We start from the raw sequence: 18,563 nt of genomic DNA on the forward strand, positions 1-18,563 counted from the left end.
CATTCTCGCTGCGGGGCCGCGCATTCCGCGCGGTCCCGCAGCTTCCACGCACGCGTCGATATGGAGTCTCCATGGAGCAGGAACGTCTCGCGTACGTTGCGCGAGAACTGGCCCGACTCAAGGATCGTCCAGGCCTCCTTGGCCTGGACGGCAGTTACCGCGACTACGTCATGCTGATCCAGGGGATGAATCTCGCGACTCGTTTCGAGCTGTTGCGGGGGTTCTCGGAGGAGCTCGTCGGCGCCCTCGGCACCGGGGGGAACCTGCCCTGGCCGGTCCTCATCTGGCGGCTTGCCTACCCGGACCGACCAGCGTCGGAGAGCCTGGGGCTTGACGATCCCCAGGGGCGTGCCCGTGAGCTGCTATTCGAGCGTCTTCTCGCGTTCCTCGGTCGCGCCGCGGACGGCGACGGCTGAGCGCCGGCTGGCCGACCGGCGGGGAATGGGCCACAACCTCGGCTGGCCGTCTATGGTCATCGCCTGCCCCCGGAGGCTTGTCGGCCTGAGCAGGGGGCGGTCAAGCCCGCGGGATCGAACGCAGAACCGCACCGCTTCCGCCGTCGGGTCGTTGATCACGGCAGTGGAGTCGACGGACGGGAGCGGTGCGGTGACGGAACCTCGGGTGACGGTGCCTCTGGTGAGCCTGGCCGGGCGGTCCTGCCTGGTGACCGGGGCGGCGAGTGGGATCGGGCGGGCGACGGCGGAGCTGTTCGTGCGGATGGGGGCGGACGTCGTCGGCGCGGATCTGGACGGCGCGGGGCTGGAGCGGCTCGGCGCGCGGCTCGTGGCCGAGGGCGCGCCGGGGCGGCTGCTGCCGGTCGTCGGGGACGTGGCCGTCCCGGCCGAGGTGCGGCGGATGGTGGCCACGGCCGTGCGGACCTTCGGACGGCTGGACGTCGCCGTGGCGAACGCCGGGATCCTGCCGCTGTCCGACGTGCTGGAGACCACGCCGGAGGGCTGGGACAAGGTGATGTCCGTCGACGGGCGCGGGATGTTCCTGACCTGCAAGTACGCGATCGAGGCGATGCTGGCGCAGGAGGAGCAGCACGAGGGGCGCGGCGGCGCGATCGTCTGTGTGTCCTCCATCTCCGGCCTCGCCGGGCAGGCGCGGCAGGCCGCGTACGGACCGGCGAAGTTCGTCGCCTCCGGCCTGACCATGCACCTGGCCGTCGAATGGGCCGCCCACGGCATCCGCGTCAACGCGGTCGCGCCCGGCACCATCACCACCGAGCGGGTCCGCGCGCTCGAGGACGAGCCCGGCGGGCCGGCCTACCTGGAGGGGATGGCCCAGGCCCACCCCCTCGGGCGGCTCGGGGCGCCGGAGGAGGTGGCCAGGGCGATCGCCTTCCTGGCGTCGGACGCGGCCTCGTTCGTCACCGGTGTGGTGCTCCCCGTGGACGGCGGGTACATGGCGCGCTGAGCGTCGTCGCCCGACGCGTCGTTACCGGCACCGTTCTTGGCATACTGACCTGCAGGGACGACGAATCGGAGACGGGCACGATGGACAAGCCGGGGACGCCGGGCAGGCCCACGGAGCTGATCGAGTACGAGATGATGGTGCTCGGCCGGCACGTGCACATGGGCTCCTCCAGCAAGCGCACCAGCGCCAACCTGGAGCGCAGCGCGTACATCCTGCTCAGCCGTCTCCAGGGCGAGGGCCCGATGTCGATCGGGCAGCTCAGCGAGGCGTTCGGGCTCAACGCCTCCACGCTGAACCGGCAGACCGCCGCGCTGGTGAGCGCGGGTCTGGCCGAGCGGATCCCGGACGCGGAGGGTGGGATGGCCCGCAAGTTCCGGATCACCGAGGACGGCGCGAGCCGCCTGGAGGAGGCGCGCGCGGAGCTCGTCTCCGGCCTGGACAAGGTCCTGACCGGCTGGGCGCCCGAGGACGTCGCGGCGTTCGCCGACTACCTCAAGCGCTTCAACGCCTCCATCGAGCACATCGACGGCCGCCCCTGGCCCCGGCCCTGAGGCGTCCGGTCAGTCCGCGCGGTGCGTGACGACCCCGTTGGACATGGTCAACGGCACGGCGGTCCGCGCCAGTTCGTCCGGTGCCGCGGTGAGCGGGTCGAGGGTGAAGGCGGTGAGGTCCGCGCGCAGGCCGGGGGCGATGCGGCCGGTGGTCTCCGGCTCGCCCGCGGCGAGGGCCGCGTGGGTGGTGTAACCCTCCAGCGCCATCAGCGGGGTGAGGGCCTGGTCCGGGGCGACGGGCGCGGTGTCCGTACCCGCGTGGCGGCGCAGTTGGGCGTAGGCGAGGATCGCGCGGGCGTCGAAGTGGGCGATCGGCCAGTCGGAGCCGAGTGCCAGCACCGCGCCCGAGTCGCGCAGCGTGCGGCAGGTCCAGGCGCGTGCGGCGCGCTCTTCGCCGAGGCGCAGGGACCACTGGTCGGTGTGGTCGGCGCGGGTGTACGCCGAGTGGGTGGGCTGCATGGAGGCGATCACACCGGCCTGCCGGAAGCGGACGGCCTGCTCGTACGGCAGCGTCTCGATGTGCTCGACGCGGTGCCGCATCCGGCCGTCCGCGCCCAGCGCCTCGACGGTGTCGAGGACGTGGCGCACGCCCGCGTCGCCGATCGCGTGGGTGGCGGTGCGGACGCCGGCGTCGTGCAGGTGGTGGACGGCGGCGGTGTACGCCTGCGGGTCGAGCCAGAAGCTGTCACGGCTCTGGCCGTGGCAGTCGGGGTGCTCCAGCCACGCGGTGCCGCCCTCGACGGTGCCGTCCATGAAGAACTTCACGCCGCCGACCAGCCAGTTGCGACCGGCCTCGCGCTGGAGCGCGATCAGCTCCGCAAGGCCCTCTTTGTCGGTCCCCGGCATGCACCAGGGAGCCAACCGCAGCCGCAGCGGCAGCTCGTGGCCGTCCTCGACCCCGCGCAGCAACTCCAGCACGTCGCCGCCCGCGTCCATGACGTGGGCGCTGGTCAGGCCGGTCGCGGCCATCCCGGAGAGCAGCGCGAGCAGCGCCTCGCGACGCTCCTCCAGGGGGCGGCGCGGCATCACGGCGACGACGAGATCCATCGCGGCATGCTCGATCAGGTGTCCGGTGGGGGTGCCGTCGGCGTCGCAGACGACCAGGGCGCGCTGCGCGAACTCCCGCGGACCGTCGAGGCCGGCGATCCGCAGGGCCGCACCGCTGACCAGCGCCGAGTGGCCGTCGTAGAGGCGGACGAAGGCCGGGGTGTCCGGACCGAGCGCCGCCTCCAGGTGCTCGCGGTGGACGGGGCGTCCGGCGAAGACGTTGTGGTCCAGGCCCCAGCCGACGACCCATCCGTCGGCGCGCTCCGCGCCGGTGAGCGCGGCGCGCAGGCCGTCGAGGTCACGGACGCCGGAGAGGTCCACGCCGGTGGCCATGTCGAGGCCGAGCACGGGGTGGCTGTGAGCGTCCGTCAGACCGGGGACCAGGGTGGCGTCGCCGAGGTCGAGCACCTCGGTGCCCGGGCCGCGCCACGCGCGGGCGTCGAGCGCGTCGCCGACGGCGCTGATCAGGCCGTCCTTGACGGCCACGGCGGTGACGGGCGCGGCGTCGGGGGAGAGGGTGTGGACGCGGGCGGCGAGGACGATCGTGTCCGGTGCGGAGGACAACGCGAGCTCCTTCGAGTGACGGTGAGGGGCGGTCAGGAAGCGGCGGGGACGGCGGGCGCGGACTCGCCGACGGGCTCCTCGGCGGGTTCGGCCGCGAACCGTGCGTACAGGCGCGGCCGGCTCGCGCGCACCCGCAGCGCGTAGCCGAGGCCCGCCGCGAAGGCGGCCGGGACGAGCAGGATCAGCGTCAGGTTGACGGTGGACGAGGCGCCGGTCAGCAGGTTGATGTTGGCGACCACGAGCCACAGGGCTGCCCCCAGCAGCAGCGTGGCGACCGCTGGGGCGACGACGGTGCGCAGCGGGCCCTCGCTGTGGGAGACACGGCGGAAGTAGAGCGGAACGGCGACGGCGGCGAGCAGTTGCAGCGCGACCAGCGCCAGCATGCCGGGGGTGTTCACCCACAGCAGCAGCTGCGTGTACGGGTCCGCCCCGGCCGCGGCGAACGCGACGACGACCACGACGGCCAGGATGCTCTGGGCGACGCCCGCGACGTAGGGCGAGCGGTGCTTCGCGTGGATCCGCCCGAGGGCGGCGGGCAGCACGCCCTCCTCGGCCATGGCCAGACCGTAGCGGTTGGTGGCGTTGTGGAAGGCGAGCAGCGAGGCCAGGAGGCTGGTGACGATCAGCACGTGCATGACGTCGGCGGCCCACGGCCCGACGTAGCTGCTGATCGCGGAGAAGAACAGCCCCGTCGGGTCCTTCGCGGCCGCCGCGACGACCTGCTGGTCGCCGTAGGCCTGGATGACGGTCCAGACGATGAAGGCGTAGAAGAGGCCGAGGAAGGCGACGGCGATGTAGGTGGCGCGCGGGATGGTGCGTGCCGGGTCTCTGGCCTCGCGGCGGTAGATGACGGTGGACTCGAAGCCGGTGAAGGCGGCGAAGGCCATGGCCAGCACGCCGGGCATGCCGCCCGCCGTCATCCGGCCCGGTGCGAACGCGCCGAGGGAGAGGCCGTGTGCGCCTCCCTTGGCCAGCACCGCGACGGCGAGCAGCACCAGGATCGCGGTCTCGGCCAGCAGCAGGACGCCGAGCACCTTGGCGCCGAAGTCGATCGAACGGAAGCCGCCGAACCAGATGACGGCGACGCCGATCAGGGCGAGGACCGGCCAGGGCACGTTCCAGCCCGCGAGTGACAGCAGCGTGTCGTGCGTCGCCGAGCCGAGCAGGCCGTAGACCCCGATGTTCATGGCCAGATAGCCGAGCAGGGCCAGCAGCGCCGCGCCGAATCCGGCCGGGCGGCCGAGCCCGCGCGTGATGTAGGCGTAGAAGCCGCCGCCGTGGCGGACGTGGCGGCTCATGGTGGTGAACCCGACGGCGAAGACCGCGAGCGTCACGCCTGCGGCGAGGTACGCGGCGGGCGCGCCGATGCCGCCGACCAGCAGGGCGAGCGGGGCGACCCCGGCCATCACCGTGAGCGGTGCGGCGGCGGAGACCACGAAGAAGGCGATGTCCGCGGTGCCGAGGGTGCCCCGGCGCAGAGTCGGGACAGCGGTGGAGGTGTCAGTCATGGGAGCCCTTCTGTGGCGGCCGGGTGGGGCCGGCCCGTAAACCTAAAGGCTGATGGTTTTGGCACCTTAGACCGCACGGCTACCCTCTGGGAAGACCCGATTTTCCTGATCATGCGGAGGGGGTCCGCCATGGGGCGACCCAGCAAGGCCCTGCTCGACAGGGAGCGGATCGCCGCGACCGCGCTCGACCTGGTCGACGCCGAGGGCGACTTCAGCGTCCCCAAGATCGCCCGTCGGCTCGGCGTGCAGACCGCCTCCGTCTACCACCACGTCGAGGGCCGCGCCGGCATCGTCGAGCTGCTGCGCGTGCGCATCGCCGAGGACATCGACGCCTCCACGCTCGACCTCCGCCCCTGGGACGTGGCCCTGGAGGCCTGGGCCCGCTCCTACCGCGCGGCGTTCGCGGCCCACCCGCGCGCCATCCCGCTGCTGACGACCTCCCAGATCGCCGCGCCGGAGGTGCTCGCGCAGTACGAGCGCGGTGTGGGCGCGCTGTTGGAGGCTGGTTTCGCGCTGGAGTCGGTGATGCCGGTGATCACCGCGATGGAGAACATCGTGCTGGGCTCGGCGCTGGATCTGGCCGCCCCGGAGATCATGTGGGAGCCCAACCCGGACGGGTCCACCCCCCTGCTCGCCCGGGCCCTCGCCGCGGTCCCGGCCGCGGGCCGCGCGGACCAGGCCTTCGAGATGGCCCTGGCGGCCTTCCTGGACCACGTCCGCACGACGCTCGTCCCCACCGCCACGGCCTAGTCTCCGGGAGAGACCGCATGCTCGACGCCACCGACGCCGCGCTCGTCACCGCGCTCCAGCGCGACGGGCGGGCCAGTTTCCAGGAGCTCGCGGCCGAGGTCGGGATCTCGCGGGAGGCCGCGCGGGCGCGCGTGACGCGGTTGCTGGACCGGCGGGAGGTGCGCGTCGTCGGGATCGTCGCGCCCGAGGTGGTCGGCCTCGGCGCGCTCGCGCACGTCTCCGTCGAGGTGGTGGGCGACAGTGCCGCCGCGGCGCGGGTGCTGGCCGGGCGGGACGCCGTCATGTTCCTCTCCCGCACGGCCGGACGGCGCCAGTTGGTCGCGGACGTGCGGGCCCGCGACGCCGCCGCGCTCGACGCCGAGCTCGCGGCGATCCGGGCGGCGCCGCAGGTGCGCGGCATCGAGGTGGTCCGCTGCGTGGAGCTGGTCAAGGAGGCGTACTCGTCCGCCGGGGCCGAGGCGCCCGCACGGGAGCGGGCCGCGGCCCCAGCTCCCGACGAGCGCGACCGGGCGCTGCTCGCGCTGCTGCAGCGCGACGGACGGATGAGCTACACCGGCCTCGCCGAACGCGTCGGACTCTCCCAGGCCGCCACCCGCGCCCGCGTGCTGCGCCTGATAGAGACAGGTGCGGTGCACGTCACCGGCCTGGTGGCGTCGGCCGCGGTGGGCGTGCGCGAGGCGGCCGGGATCGGCATCGGGGTCGACGCGACCGCCCGGCCGGTCGCCGCGGCCGCGGCGTCGATCGAGGGCGTCAACTTCGTCATGACCGGGCACGGGCGGTTCGACCTGGTCTGCGGCGTGGACGCACCAGACCGGGCCCGGTTGCTGGCGACCCTCGACCGGCTGCGCGCGCTGCCGGGTGTGGTCCGCTCCGAGAGCTGGGTGCACCTGGAGATCGTCAAGGAGGACTACGCGCAGATTTCGCCCGTCTGACGGGCGAATCCCCGGGCTTGGACAACACGCATAAGTGAATCGCAGGAACCTTGGCAAGAAGCCTGCAATTCCCTCCTTGGTCAGCCTTGACGCCGTCTTTTCGCCTGCCCTCTAATGGCCGGACCACCCCGTCCGCGTCCAGCAGAGAGCCGATACGGATGTCGTCCCCCACCCCCGCTCCGTTGCCCGTCGAGGCCGCCGAGCTGCCAAGATCGCTCGGCGTCCTCGGCGCGGTCATGCTGACGCTCTCCTGCGTCACCCCCGCCTCGTCGCTGTTCATCGTCGTGCCGCCGCTGCTGATGACCCTCGGCAGCGGCACCGTCCAGGCACTCCTCATCGCCGCCGCCCTCTCCCTCGGCGTGGGCCTGTGCTACGCGGAGCTCGGCACGCTGGTGCCCAGCGCGGGCGGCGAGTACTCGATCGTCGGTCAGCTGCTCGGCCGGATGACCGGCTGGCTGGTCTTCGTCATCTCGATCGTCTCGCTCGTCGTCATCCCACCGATCATCGCCCTGGGCACCGCCGACTACATCGGATCGATCGTCCACGTCGACGCCCGCTACGCCGGCGCGGTCGTGATGCTGATCGCGGTCTGCGTCGGGGTGCTCGACATCAAGTCCAACGCACTGATCACCGGGATCTTCCTCGGCATCGAGCTGCTCGCGGCGGGGCTCGTCAGCGTGCTCGGCTTCGCCCACGCCAGGCAGCCGCTCTCCAGCCTGCTGCACGCCGGCGTCCCGGACGGCCACGGTCACACCTCACCACTGACCGCCGCCCTGCTGGTCTCCGGCCTCGCCGTCGCGCTCTTCACCTACAACGGCTTCGGCACCGCGATCTACCTCTCCGAGGACCTGATCGAGCCGCGCCGCTCCGTCGCCCGGACCGTGCTGTGGTCACTGCTGGCCGGCGTCGTCGTCATCACCGTTCCGGTCACCGCGATCTGTCTGGGCGTCAGTTCGCCCGACCAGCTGGCCGCGGGGGACCTGATCGCCATCGTCGACTCCTGGGCGGGCACCGGGGTCGGCACCTTCGTCAGCCTCTGCGTCGCCGCCGCCATCCTCAACGCCGTCATCGTCATGGTGCTGCAGAACGGCCGGGTGCTGTTCGCCTCCGCCCGCGACCGCACCTGGCCCGACCCGGTCAACCGCGCGCTCGGCCGGATCCACCCGCGGTGGGGCTCGCCCTGGATCGCCACCCTCGGCATCGGCCTGCCGGGCGTCGTGCTCGCCCTCGCCGTCGACATCAACGCGCTGCTGGGCTTCACCGGTGTCGTCGTCGCGGTCATCTACCTGCTGCTCGGGATTGCCGCGCTCACCGCGCGGACCCGCCGTCACCGCGCCACCCGCGCCTGGCGGATGCCGCTGTGGCCGGTCGCGCCCGTGGTCACCGTGGCCTCGCTGGCCTACGTGCTGACGCAGCAGACCGCGCACGACCTGATCGTCACCGGCATCGTTCTGGCCGCGGGCGCGGTGTACTGGCTCTGCTACCTGCGCCCGCGTGCCGCCACCCACTGGCAGCTCAGCCTCCCGGCCGACGAGCGCCCGGACGGGCCGTCCACCGCCGGGCCCCATGCCGCCGCCGACACCACCACCGCAGCCGTCACCGCAAGCACCGCACGCTCGGAGAACCCGTGAACCGCCCCGCCGACCTGGTCATCCACAACGCCCACGTCCACACCGTCGACCCCGCCCTCCCACGCGCCGAGGCCGTCGCCGTCCGCGACGGCGAGATCGCCTGGGTCGGCGCCGAGGACGGCTGGACCGCCTGGCTCGGCCCGCACACCGAGGTCGTCGACGCCCGCGGCCGCCTGCTGCTGCCCGGCTTCATCGACGCGCACAACCACGTCCGCCTCGGCTCCGACGCCGCCTGCGTCCAACTCGCGGGCGCCCGCAGCCTGGAGGAGATCGGCGCCCGGATCTCCGGGTGGCTCGCGCAGCACCCCGACGCCGAGTGGGTCGAGGCCGAGGCCTTCGACTATTCCGCGATCCCCGACGGCCGCATGCCGACCGCGGCCGACCTCGACGCCTTCACCGGCGACCGGCCGGCTCTCGTCCTCAGCTACGACGTGCACACCGCCTGGCTCAACACCGCCGCGCTGCGCAGCCTCGGCATCGACGCGGACACCGAGCAGACCGCCTACGGCACCGTGCAGAAGGACCCGGAGACCGGCCAACCGACAGGATTCCTCACGGACTTCGCCGTCCGGGGCCTCTCCCGCGACGGCCACCGCGCGCTGCGCGCGGCGGGCGTCCCGTGGGCGCACCCGGACCGCCAGTACCGACGCCTGTGCGGCAGCCTGGACATGGCGGCCCGCTACGGCATCACGACGGTCGTCGAGCCGCAGAACTCCCTCGACGACCTGGAGTTGTTCGAGCGCGCGATCGCGGAGGGACGACTGCGCTCCCGACTCGTCGCCGCGCTCTTCCACCCGCGCGGCACCACCGAGGCCGGACTCGCCGAGTTCGCACGGGCCGCGGGCCGTCACGACGGCGACCGGATGCGGGTGGGCCCGCTGAAGCTGTACATCGACGACGTCGTCGAGCCGCACACCGCCGCCCTGTTGGAGCCGTACGCGGGCCACGCCCACCACCGCGGCGAGACCTTCTACCCGCCGGCGGAGTTCGCGACGACCGTCGCCGCGCTGGACGCTGCGGGCTTCCAGCTCTTCGTCCACGCCACCGGCGACCGCGGCATTCGCACCGTCCTGGACGCCTTCGACCACGCCCGCGCGGTCAACGGCTCCCGGGACGCCCGCCACCAGGTCGTCCACGTCGAGTGCCTCGACCCGGCCGACGTCTCCCGCTTCGCGGAGCTCGACGTCGTCGCCTGCATGCAGCCCCGCCACTGCGCCCCCGACATCGCCGGCCCCGGCCAGGACTGGGCGGAGGCCGTCGGCAAGGAGCGCTGGACCAAGGCCTGGCCGATGCGGACACTGCACGCGTCCGGCGCGCGGCTCGCCTTCTCCAGCGACTGGAACGTGGCCGAGATGGACCCCATGGTCGGCCTCTACACCGCGGTGACCCGCCAGGCCCCCTCGGGCGGCCCCGCATGGATGCCCGAGGAGACCGTCGACCTCGCGACGGCGATCCACGGCTACACGATGGGCAGTGCCTGGGCCAACCACCTGGACGAGCGCCTGGGCTCGATCACCCCCGGCAAGCAGGCGGACCTGGTCCTGCTCTCCCGCGACCTCTTCGCGGTCGCCGACCCCCGCGAGATCCTCGACACGGTCGTCGACCTCTCCACCGTGGGCGGCGAGATCGTCCGGCGCCGCTGAGGCGACACCCAGGGGGCGCGGGGCAGAGCCGCGCGCCCCCCAGCGGATCAGGCGGAGGCGCACTCCGGGTGGCCCCAGCTGGCGCCGACCTTGGTGATCTTGTCGCCCTTCGCGTACGGGCGGGAGCACGGGCACGTGCCCGGGTAGCGCGCCGCGAGGGTGCGGCCCGTGCCGCCACCGGTGCCGCTGCCGGAACGCGCCGGCTTGGAGACCTTGGCGCGGCCCGCAGGCGACACCGGGTCGGGGACGGGGAGGTCGGCCGAGGTGCCGGAGGCGTCCTGCTGGTGGCGGGCGGCGTCGCTGGCGGCCTTGTCCGCGATCGCGTTCAGCGGGTCGCCGTCGACCTGGTGCGCGGCGACGTAGACGAAGGAGACGTCCCGGTCGGCGAGCAGCGCGTCGATGTGCTGGATCAGCTCCTGGTTGGCGACGGGCTTCCCGCCCGCCGTGCGCCAGCCGTTGCGCTTCCAGTTGGCGAGCCACTTGGTGACCGCGTCCCGCGTGTACGTGGAGTCGAGGCGGACCTCCAGCGGCACCGAGGGGTCCGTGGCCTCCAGCAACTGCTCCAGTGCGGTCAGCTCACCCACGTTGTTGGTGCTGTGCCCGAGCGCGCCGGCGCGCCAGCGTTGCGGGGCGCCGGAGGAGTCGGCGATGACGTAGGCCCAGCCTGCGGGGCCGGGATTGCCTGTGGCGGCGCCGTCACAGGCGGCGATGATGCGGTCGACCATGCATCGATCATCCCAGGTCCCGCGAGTGCTTCCGCCGAACGGCGGGTTCCGGATCGCGAGCGCCGTTCGGCTGCCGTTCACTGGTCGAACCGGCCTGTACACAGTCGGGCGCCGGTTCGGTCGGAAGGGGCAGGCATGTCGGACGACGCAGGCATGTCGGATGAGCCGGGCACGCCGGACCAGCCTGGCACGCCGGAGCAACCCGGAACGCCGGGGCGCCAGGGCATGCCGGAGCAGTCGGGCACGCCGGACCAACCTGGCACGCCGGAGCAACCCGCAACGCCGGGGGGCCAGGGCATGCCAGGGCAGCCTGGCACGCCGGACCAGTCCGGCACACAGCCCGCCACCCCCCAGCAGCCTGGTACGCCCGCGCAGCCCGGCACGCCGGCCGGGGCGCGCAGGCAGGAGGACGCGGAGCTGCGGCGGCTCCAGGCCCAGGTGGCGGAGCTGCAAGCGCCCAAGCAGCGCTGGAAGTCCGCCCTCTCCGCCGTGCTGATCACGGTCGCCTGCATCATCGCGCCGCTCGCGATCGTCGCGTCCTGGGCGTCCAGCGTCATCGGCGACACCAACCGCTACGTCGCCATGGTCGGGCCGCTCACCGCGAACCCCAGCGTCCAGCAGGCCATCGCGAACCGCACCTCCCAGGCGGTCTCCCAGCACATCGACGTGAACAGCCTGCTCCAGCAGGTCGCGCCGGCGGACCGGCCGAAGCTGGACGCGGCGCTCGGCAAGCTCAGCGGGCCGATCGACAACGCGATCACCAGCTTCGTCCAGAAGCAGACGCTGAACGTCGTCTCCAGCTCCTGGTTCCAGGGCTTCTGGGTGGACGCCAACCGCCGCATCCACCAGACCATGGTGAAGGCCCTGACCGGCCAGGGCGGGGGTGCTGTGCAGCTGACGCAGAACTCCGTGGTGATCGACCTCGCCCCGGTGATCGACCAGGTCAAGCAGCGGCTGGTCAGCAACGGCATGACCATCGCCGCGAAGATCCCGGAGATCCACACCGACTTCACCGTCGTCGACAACCAGAACATCGGCAAGGCCAAGACCGGTTTCCGGCTCCTGCAGATCGTCGGCAACTGGCTCGGCGTCATCGGCGTGGTGCTCGCCGCCGTGGGTGTCTGGCTGGCCCGACGGTGGCGACGGGCCGCCGTCGCCGCGTCGTTCGGGATCGCGGCCGGGGCCCTCGTGCTCGGCATCGGCCTGACCGTGTTCCGGGCGATCTACCTCGACAAACTCCCCGCTGACGTCAACCAGGACGCGGCCAAGGCGATCTACGATCAGTTGGTGCTGTTCCTGCGAACGGCCGTCCGCTCGGTCGTGGTGCTCGGTATCGCCGTCGGCCTCGGCTTCTGGCTCACCGGCCACGGCCGCAGAGCCGCGCGCATCCGCGGCGTGGTCGACGCCGGCGTCGACGCGACGCGCGGCGCGCTGGACAACGCGGGCATGAAGCTGGGGCCGGTCGGCCCTTTCGTCCACCGCTACCACAAGTGGATCATGTGGATCGTGCTCGCGGCCGGCGGCCTGACGTTGGCGCTGTGGTCCTACCCCACCGGGTGGGTGGTTTTCTGGATCGTGGTCATCGTGGTGGTCGCGCTGCTGGTGGTGCGCTTCCTTGACGAGGAGCGGCCGGCCGCGTCGGCGACGCCCGAGGGTCTGGAGGGTTCGTGATGGTTGCGGAGAAGGCGGAGAAGCTGACGAGACCGGGGAAACCGGGAAGCTCGCAGAAGGCGAAGAAGCAGACCGGGCCGACGTCCGTGCCGCAGGTCGCACGGCTGGCCTCGGAGGAGTCGCGCGGCCGTGAGGTGCGCAAGACCGTGCCCCGCTCCGCGCAGGGGCCGTGGACGCCGCCGAAGAACCGCACCGATCCGATCTCGATCCTGGAGGCGCAGGCCGCGACCCGCGTGCCCGAGCTCGTCCCGATCCGCTACGGCCGGATGGCGGCGACCGAGTTCGCGTTCCTGCGCGGCGCCCCCGCGATCATGGCGTCCGATCTCGCGTCGACGCCCAACACGGGGCTGAACGTGCAGCTCTGCGGGGACGCGCACCTGTCGAACTTCGGCTTCTACGCCTCGCCCGAGCGCGCCCTGCTCTTCGACCTCAACGACTTCGACGAGACGCTGCCGGGCCCCTTCGAGTGGGACGTCAAGCGGCTCGCCGCGTCCGTCGCCGTGGCTTCGCGGCAGAACGGCCAGTCCGAGACCGACGCCGCCGACGCCGCCCAGGCCGCCGCCCGGGCGTACCGCGAGCACATGCGCGAGCTTGCCACCTGGACCGAACTGGACGTCTGGTACGAGCGGGTGGACACCCAGGACCTGCTCAGCGAGGTGCGCAAACGCAACCGCGCGGAGGCGCAGCAGGTGCTGACCAAGGCGCGCAGCCGCACCAGCCTCCAGGCGCTGGAGAAGCTCACCGAACCCGGTCCCGACGGCGAGCCGAGGATCAAGCACGACCCGCCGCTGATCCAGTCGATCGGGATGCGCGACCTCGGCATCGTCCAGGAGACCTTCGAGGACTTCCTGCAGAGCATGCAGGAGGACCTGCGGGTGCTGCTGGAGCGCTTCCGCGTCGTCGACGCGGCGCTGAAGGTGGTCGGCGTGGGCAGCGTCGGGACCCGCTGCTTCGTCGCACTGCTGGCGGGGACGACGGTCGGCGACCCCCTGATGCTCCAGATCAAGGAGGCGGAGCAGTCGGTGCTGGCCGCGCACCTCGCCCCCAGCAAGCACCGGCACCAGGGCCAGCGCGTGGTCGTCGGGCAGCGGCTGCTCCAGGCGGCGAGCGACATCTTCCTGGGCTGGGCCACCGGTCCCGCCGGTCGCTTCTTCTACTGGCGGCAGCTGCGCGACATGAAGGGCTCGCTGGAGATCGAGCGTCTCGACGCGCGGATGCTGCTGCGCTACGCGCAGGTCTGCGGCCGCACCCTGGCCCGCGCCCACGCGCGCTCCGGCATGCGCGCGGAGATCGCCGAGTACCTCGGTCGCAGCGACGTGTTCGACCGCGCGGTCGCCTCCTGGGCCGTCGGCTACGGCGAGCAGACCCACGTCGACCACGCGGCCCTGCTCGCTGCCATCGCCCAGGGCCGGGTCGAGGCCGTCAGCGACGTGTGAGCCGCAGGCGCGGCGCGCGCGGATCGTCGACAGCACTCGGCGGGCTGGGTGATCGGGTCGCCTGCGACCGCGCGTGCCTCGCGCAGCGGGCCCCGCAGGGCAGCCCTGGCGATGACCCGTACGGTTCCGTCGCCAAGGCAGCCCGGCCGCCGCGCGGCGGCCGAAGTCGGCTGGTGCCGGCCGAAGTCGGCCGGCACGCACCGTGACCGGCCGGTTGGGAGGGCGTGGCGGGGGTAGCCGTGTCGCTGTCGCCGCCGAACGGGTGAGTGGCGCGTTCCCGTCGAACGCCCGTCGTGTCGTCGACGGGCGTCGCGGATACCGTGACCGCACCGACAGACGCGGGAAGGCGGAGAGGACGAGGGGGAGTCGATGACGGACGCAGCGGCTCGCCGGCCGCGGGTACTGGCCCGGATCGCGCTGCTGTGCGCGGCCGGGGCCGTCGTCGCCGTGGGTTTCGCCGGTCCGCACGGGCTGCTGGTGCTGTTCTGCGCGCTGGTCGGCCTGGCGGTCACGGCCGTCGGCGGGTGGTGGATGCTCGCGCACCGCGGTGTGCCGCGCGTGGTCGGGGCGCTCGTGGCCGTCGCCGCGCCGGTCGGGGTGCTCGTGCTGGCCGTCGTCTCGGAGGTGGCGCTGATCGTCCTGCTCGCACTCGCGCTCTGGGGCGTCGGTCTCGCCTTCGCGCGCTCCGCGCTGCGCGCGGCCAGGCCGCCCGAGCCGATGCCCGTGGTGGAGACCGCGCCGCCGCGACGGCCCGTGCTGATCATGAACCCGAAGTCGGGCGGCGGCAAGGTCGAGAAGTTCGAGCTGGTCCGCCGGGCCGAGGAGCTCGGCGCGCGCGTGGTGCTGCTCGACACCTCCGTTCCGCAGGACGTCGCCCGGATCGCGCGCCAGGCCGTCGCCGAGGGTGCCGACCTGCTCGGGGTCGCCGGAGGCGACGGCACCCAGGCCCTGGTCGCCGCGGTCGCCGCCGAGCACGGCCTGCCGTTCCTGGTCATCTCCGCCGGGACCCGCAACCACTTCGCCCTCGACCTCGGCCTCGACCGGACCGACCCCGCCACCTGTCTGGACGCCCTGCGCGACGGCGTCGAACTGCGGGTCGACCTCGGCCGGGTGGGGGACCGGACCTTCGTCAACACCGTCTCCTTCGGCGCGTACGCGCAGATCGTGCAGAGCCCGGAGTACCGCGACGCGAAGGCCGCGACCGCCCTGGACACGCTGCCCGACCTGCTGCTCGGCGCTGACGGCCCGCACCTGACCGCGCTCGCCGGCGACCGGCGCCTCGACGCGCCGCAGGCGCTGCTGGTCAGCAACAACCCCTATGCCGCGCCCGACCCGATCAGCCTCGGGCGACGCCCGCGTCTGGACGGTGGCGTGCTGGGCGTCCTCGGCATCCGCGTCGACGGCGCCGCGCAGGCCGCGGACCTGGCCCTGCGCGGGGACCGGGCCGCCGGCCTGACGGTGCTGTCGGCACGTCAGGTCACCGTCGACGCGGACGCAATCGAGATCCCCGTCGCAGTGGACGGCGAGGCGCTGCTCCTGCCGACACCCGTCGTCTGCTCCCTCGCCGCCCGCGCACTGCGCGTCCGCGTCCCGCGCGACCGTCCCGGCGCGGACCCGAACCAGCAGATCCACGCCCCTCGCCTCGACTGGCGTGACGTCGCCCGCCTCGCCTTCGGGTCGAGGAACAACCGCCCGATGAACAGTCGCCCGATGGAGAGCCGCCCGTGAACGACACCGTGCCGCGCGACACCGTCCTGCACGACCTCGCCGCTCTCGACGGAGCGGTCTACGCCGCCGTGGCGGCCACGGACACGCCCGCGCTCGACGCGGGGCTGCGCAGGCTCTCGCACGCCGCCAACAACTCGAAGATCAACCTGTCGATCGCGGCCGCCCTGACGCTCCTTCCGGGGCGCTGTCGGACGGCGGGTCTGGCGGGCGCGGCGGCGGTCGGGCTGGCGTCCTTCAGCGCGAACCTGCTGGGCAAGAGCCTGGTCCGGCGCCCGCGCCCGGACCGCGAGGCGGCGCAGGTCCGGGTCGACCGGCACGTGCCGATGCCCAGCTCGGCGTCCTTCCCGTCCGGGCACACGGCGTCGGCGTTCGCGTTGGCGACGACGGTGGGGACGGTGCTGCCGGTCACCGCAGCGCCGCTGGGGCTGCTGGCGTGCGCGGTGGGGTACTCCCGCGTCCACACGGGCGTGCACTACCCGGGCGACGTGATCGCGGGGGCGTTGCTGGGGACGACGTGCGCGTCGGTCGTCCTCGGCGTGGCACGGAGGCTGACCGCGCCGCAGTAGCCGCTTGCCCGGCATGACCGCTGCCCGGCCGTCAGGCCGGCGCGTCCCCAGGGGCGGTGTCGTCCGGCGAGGGACTGCGGGGGAAAGGACCGCCGACCGAGGGGTCTCCGGGCCCGGGCGTCGGATCGAGGTAGACGCGCGCGATCTGCGGGTAGCGGGCCCGCAGCCGGCGCTCCGCCTGCTCGCAGCGGGCCTCGATCTGCACGGCCGTGGCCGCGTCGCGGAAGTTGACCTTGGCGGCGACGAGGACCTCCTGCGGGCCCTGCATGACCGCCGCCAGGTCCAGGACGGCCTCCACATCGTCCAGCTCCTCCAGGTCGCGCACGAGCTGCAGCCGCATCCCTTCGGGGAGGGACTGGCCGACGAGCATGGAGATGTTGCTGCGGCCCAGTTCGAAGGCCACCGCCGCCAGCAGCGCGCCGATCGCGAGGGAGGCGATGCCGTCCCAGACGTTGGAACCGGTCAGCTGGGCGCCGAGCAGGCCGCCCGCCGCGAGGGCCAGGCCGATGAGCGCCGCCGAGTCCTCGAAGACGACGTCCGCACGCCGTCGAAGACGGAGAAGGCCGCGCCGCAGACGAAGGTCGCCACCGAGGCGAGCAGCGCCCACACGTACACCGCGCGGCCGTAGCCGAGCGGGTGGCGGGCGTCGGGCGGCTGGTCGCCGTGCCGCAGCGCGGTGAACAGGAGCCCCTCGGTGATGGTGTCGGCGAAGGAGTGGGCGGCCTCGGAGAGCATCGCGCTGGAACCGCTGATGGTCCCGGCGATCACCTTCGCGACGGCGACGCCCAGGTTGGCCACGCCGGCGACCACCACGGTGCCGACGCTCTCCTTGTTGGCCACCCCGTTCCCCTCCCGCCTCGGGCGCGGCTCGTCGGTTCAGGCGAGCAGCTTGTCCTTCGCCTTCTGGTACTCCTCGTCCGTCAGCGCGCCGCTGCGCCGCATGTCGGCGAGCTTGGCCAGCTCGTCCACGTGGCTCGACCCGCCGCCCCCGGTGCCTCCGTCGGTCGTCCCGGCGGCCTCGCGGACGTACTGCTTGAACGCGTCGTCCGCCTGCTGCGCCTGCTGGAGGTCGCGCTGGCTCATGCCGCGGCCCCGGACGATGACGTACACGAGGACGCCGAGGAAGGGCAGCAGGACCACGAAGATGATCCACAGGGCCTTGACCCCGCCGCCCATGTCGTGGCTTCGGAAGATGTCCGTGAGGATCTTGAAGAGCAGAAAGAACCACAGGACCAGGAGGAAGAACTCCAGCATCGTCCAGAAGACGTTGAGCATCGGGTAGTTCGACATGGTGGTCCCTCCTCGGAGGAGCGGTTGGCGACCTTCGCCGTCCCGCATGCTGAAAATCAGACATACCAGGACAAGTAGCGGCTCGCACGGCGACGTGGTCACCCGTTCGGCGCAGCGTCCGTCCGTTCCTCGGGCAGCGGCGCGTTCAGCAGCTGCTGGAGCGGCGGGTGCTGGGCGAGCACCGCGCCGAGCGTGATGCCGAAGGTGATCGCGGCGGAGAGCACGATCAGCCAGGACAACAGGGTGAGCACCAACCCCAGCGAGCCGTAGTCGTGAAGCGTGCGGTTGAGTGCGTTGGGCATGTAGACGCGCGCGCTCAGGGACAGCGCGCTCGTCGCGGTCGCACACAGCACCGCGCCCGGCAGCAGCGGCAACCATGGCACGCGGCGCACCAGTAGCAGATGCTGCGTCCACCACCACAGCACCACGCTCGCGAGGAACGTCAACGGCACGCCGAGCCACAGACCCGTCCCGAATCCTCCGCGCAGCGCGCCCTGCACCAGCACGAAGCCCACCAGGCAGATGATCCAGACCAGCCAGCGCCATGCCGCAGGCCTGCTCCGCGCCTTCGGCAGCGCCCAAGCGTCCGCGCACACCCGCGCGAGGACGCGGCTGCAACTGGTGGCGGAGAGAAGCGCCATCACCAGACCGATGACGCCGACGGTCTGCTGCAGGCTCTGCGTGCCGTTGCCGGCCTGAACGACCTCCTTCACCTGCTGGGCGCTGTCCCCGGTCAGCCCGAAGGTCGTCCGCAACGAGGACAGCATCCGCTTCCGGAGGCTGTCGGGGCCGAAGGCCCCGAGCGCGAACATCAGCGGGATCGTCGTCAGGAAGAGCTGCGCGGCCAGCCGCGTCGCCGCGTCCATCAGCCCCACGTTCATGATCCGCACGAGCAGCGCCCCGACCACCGGCCACCGCTGCTGCGTCGACTCGAACCGCTCCAGCGCCGCCGCCCCGGCCGCCCCGACGCGCGCCCGTGCCCTGCGCAGCGCCTCGGAAGCGGACACGGACCCTCCCCTGCGGCCTGGTGCGGAACGACGGGTCCCTGCCATCGTGTCCGCGCCCGGCACGCGGATCACCCGCTGCTGCTCCGTTCGGGCGG

General features: G+C 73.0%; 16 protein-coding genes and 1 pseudogene. 11 read left to right on the forward strand and 6 right to left on the reverse strand.

Translation table 11 applies throughout. The features are described from left to right. Positions 1-71: 71 nt before the first annotated feature. From TR49_RS06095 to TR49_RS06105, 3 genes are all read left to right on the forward strand, one after another. Positions 72-416: a hypothetical protein gene (locus TR49_RS06095; RefSeq protein WP_042378089.1), complete on the forward strand. Its 345-nt coding sequence runs from the start codon at positions 72-74 to the stop codon at positions 414-416. A gap of 205 nt (positions 417-621) precedes the next feature. Beyond that, positions 622-1,419, forward strand: a complete 798-nt coding sequence (locus TR49_RS06100) for an SDR family NAD(P)-dependent oxidoreductase (RefSeq protein ID WP_042378091.1) — start codon at positions 622-624, stop codon at positions 1,417-1,419. An 80-nt stretch (positions 1,420-1,499) separates the two neighbouring features. Continuing rightward, positions 1,500-1,970, forward strand: a complete 471-nt coding sequence (locus TR49_RS06105; protein ID WP_042378093.1) for a MarR family winged helix-turn-helix transcriptional regulator — start codon at positions 1,500-1,502, stop codon at positions 1,968-1,970. Between the two features lie 9 nt (positions 1,971-1,979). Here the strand turns inward: TR49_RS06105 and TR49_RS06110 are convergent, their stop codons facing one another. Continuing rightward, entirely contained in the window at positions 1,980-3,581 is a 1,602-nt protein-coding gene (locus TR49_RS06110) for an amidohydrolase (protein WP_042378095.1), read from the reverse strand. Positions 3,582-3,613: 32 nt separating this feature from the next. After that, complete coding sequence (locus TR49_RS06115) at positions 3,614-5,089, reverse strand: APC family permease (RefSeq protein ID WP_042378097.1); 1,476 nt, start codon at positions 5,087-5,089, stop codon at positions 3,614-3,616. Between the two features lie 129 nt (positions 5,090-5,218). Here TR49_RS06115 and TR49_RS06120 point away from each other — a divergent pair, with 129 nt between their 5' ends. From TR49_RS06120 to TR49_RS06135, 4 genes are all read left to right on the forward strand, one after another. Next, the gene (locus tag TR49_RS06120) at positions 5,219-5,839 is read left to right on the forward strand and encodes a TetR/AcrR family transcriptional regulator (protein ID WP_042378099.1); all 621 of its coding nucleotides are present in this window, start codon (positions 5,219-5,221) and stop codon (positions 5,837-5,839) included. 17 nt (positions 5,840-5,856) lie between these two features. After that, entirely contained in the window at positions 5,857-6,771 is a 915-nt protein-coding gene (locus TR49_RS06125) for an Lrp/AsnC family transcriptional regulator (RefSeq protein WP_042378100.1), read from the forward strand. Between the two features lie 158 nt (positions 6,772-6,929). Next, the gene (locus TR49_RS06130) at positions 6,930-8,402 is read left to right on the forward strand and encodes an APC family permease (protein WP_042378101.1); all 1,473 of its coding nucleotides are present in this window, start codon (positions 6,930-6,932) and stop codon (positions 8,400-8,402) included. Beyond that, positions 8,399-10,045: an amidohydrolase gene (locus TR49_RS06135; RefSeq protein ID WP_042378103.1), complete on the forward strand. Its 1,647-nt coding sequence runs from the start codon at positions 8,399-8,401 to the stop codon at positions 10,043-10,045. Before TR49_RS06130 ends, TR49_RS06135 begins: the two co-directional genes overlap by 4 nt. Before the next feature lie 47 nt (positions 10,046-10,092). Here TR49_RS06135 and TR49_RS06140 read toward each other — a convergent pair whose 3' ends face one another. After that, positions 10,093-10,770: a ribonuclease H family protein gene (locus TR49_RS06140; protein ID WP_042378105.1), complete on the reverse strand. Its 678-nt coding sequence runs from the start codon at positions 10,768-10,770 to the stop codon at positions 10,093-10,095. 297 nt (positions 10,771-11,067) lie between these two features. Between TR49_RS06140 and TR49_RS06145 the strand changes: the two genes are divergently transcribed. The 4 genes from TR49_RS06145 to TR49_RS06160 all read left to right on the forward strand — a co-directional run bounded on the left by TR49_RS06145 (position 11,068) and on the right by TR49_RS06160 (position 16,171). After that, positions 11,068-12,441, forward strand: a complete 1,374-nt coding sequence (locus tag TR49_RS06145) for a hypothetical protein (RefSeq protein ID WP_169789971.1) — start codon at positions 11,068-11,070, stop codon at positions 12,439-12,441. Next, complete coding sequence (locus TR49_RS06150; RefSeq protein WP_084724612.1) at positions 12,441-13,877, forward strand: DUF2252 domain-containing protein; 1,437 nt, start codon at positions 12,441-12,443, stop codon at positions 13,875-13,877. The genes TR49_RS06145 and TR49_RS06150 overlap by 1 nt, the downstream gene beginning before the upstream one ends. Positions 13,878-14,246: 369 nt before the next feature. Next, the gene (locus TR49_RS06155; RefSeq protein WP_042378107.1) at positions 14,247-15,605 is read left to right on the forward strand and encodes a diacylglycerol/lipid kinase family protein; all 1,359 of its coding nucleotides are present in this window, start codon (positions 14,247-14,249) and stop codon (positions 15,603-15,605) included. Further along, on the forward strand, positions 15,602-16,171 hold the full coding sequence (locus TR49_RS06160; protein WP_042378108.1) for a phosphatase PAP2 family protein: 570 nt from the start codon (positions 15,602-15,604) through the stop codon (positions 16,169-16,171). The genes TR49_RS06155 and TR49_RS06160 overlap by 4 nt, the downstream gene beginning before the upstream one ends. Positions 16,172-16,202: 31 nt before the next feature. On the opposite strand, the pseudogene TR49_RS41160 reads toward TR49_RS06160, so the two are convergent. The 3 genes and pseudogenes from TR49_RS41160 to TR49_RS06175 all read right to left on the reverse strand — a co-directional run bounded on the left by TR49_RS41160 (position 16,203) and on the right by TR49_RS06175 (position 18,468). Beyond that, positions 16,203-17,011: pseudogene (locus tag TR49_RS41160) on the reverse strand (cation diffusion facilitator family transporter). Positions 17,012-17,047: 36 nt separating this feature from the next. Then, a complete protein-coding gene (locus TR49_RS06170; RefSeq protein ID WP_042378110.1) occupies positions 17,048-17,461 on the reverse strand; it encodes an SHOCT domain-containing protein in 414 nt (137 codons plus the stop codon). 98 nt (positions 17,462-17,559) lie between these two features. Beyond that, positions 17,560-18,468: a YhjD/YihY/BrkB family envelope integrity protein gene (locus TR49_RS06175; protein WP_042378112.1), complete on the reverse strand. Its 909-nt coding sequence runs from the start codon at positions 18,466-18,468 to the stop codon at positions 17,560-17,562. Positions 18,469-18,563 lie beyond the last annotated feature (95 nt).

Origin of the sequence: Streptacidiphilus melanogenes (assembly GCF_000787835.1) — a bacterium.
Classification (GTDB): Bacteria; Actinomycetota; Actinomycetes; order Streptomycetales; family Streptomycetaceae; genus Streptacidiphilus; species Streptacidiphilus melanogenes.

Coding starts and splice junctions, on each gene's coding strand:
- TR49_RS06095 (WP_042378089.1), top strand. CDS start 72: ATGGAGCAGGAACGTCTCGCGTACGTTGCGCGAGAACTGGCCCGACTC.
- TR49_RS06105 (WP_042378093.1), top strand. CDS start 1,500: ATGGACAAGCCGGGGACGCCGGGCAGGCCCACGGAGCTGATCGAGTAC.
- TR49_RS06115 (WP_042378097.1), bottom strand. CDS start 5,089: ATGACTGACACCTCCACCGCTGTCCCGACTCTGCGCCGGGGCACCCTC.
- TR49_RS06120 (WP_042378099.1), top strand. CDS start 5,219: ATGGGGCGACCCAGCAAGGCCCTGCTCGACAGGGAGCGGATCGCCGCG.
- TR49_RS06125 (WP_042378100.1), top strand. CDS start 5,857: ATGCTCGACGCCACCGACGCCGCGCTCGTCACCGCGCTCCAGCGCGAC.
- TR49_RS06130 (WP_042378101.1), top strand. CDS start 6,930: ATGTCGTCCCCCACCCCCGCTCCGTTGCCCGTCGAGGCCGCCGAGCTG.
- TR49_RS06140 (WP_042378105.1), bottom strand. CDS start 10,770: ATGGTCGACCGCATCATCGCCGCCTGTGACGGCGCCGCCACAGGCAAT.
- TR49_RS06145 (WP_169789971.1), top strand. CDS start 11,068: ATGCCAGGGCAGCCTGGCACGCCGGACCAGTCCGGCACACAGCCCGCC.
- TR49_RS06150 (WP_084724612.1), top strand. CDS start 12,441: ATGGTTGCGGAGAAGGCGGAGAAGCTGACGAGACCGGGGAAACCGGGA.
- TR49_RS06155 (WP_042378107.1), top strand. CDS start 14,247: ATGACGGACGCAGCGGCTCGCCGGCCGCGGGTACTGGCCCGGATCGCG.
- TR49_RS06170 (WP_042378110.1), bottom strand. CDS start 17,461: ATGTCGAACTACCCGATGCTCAACGTCTTCTGGACGATGCTGGAGTTC.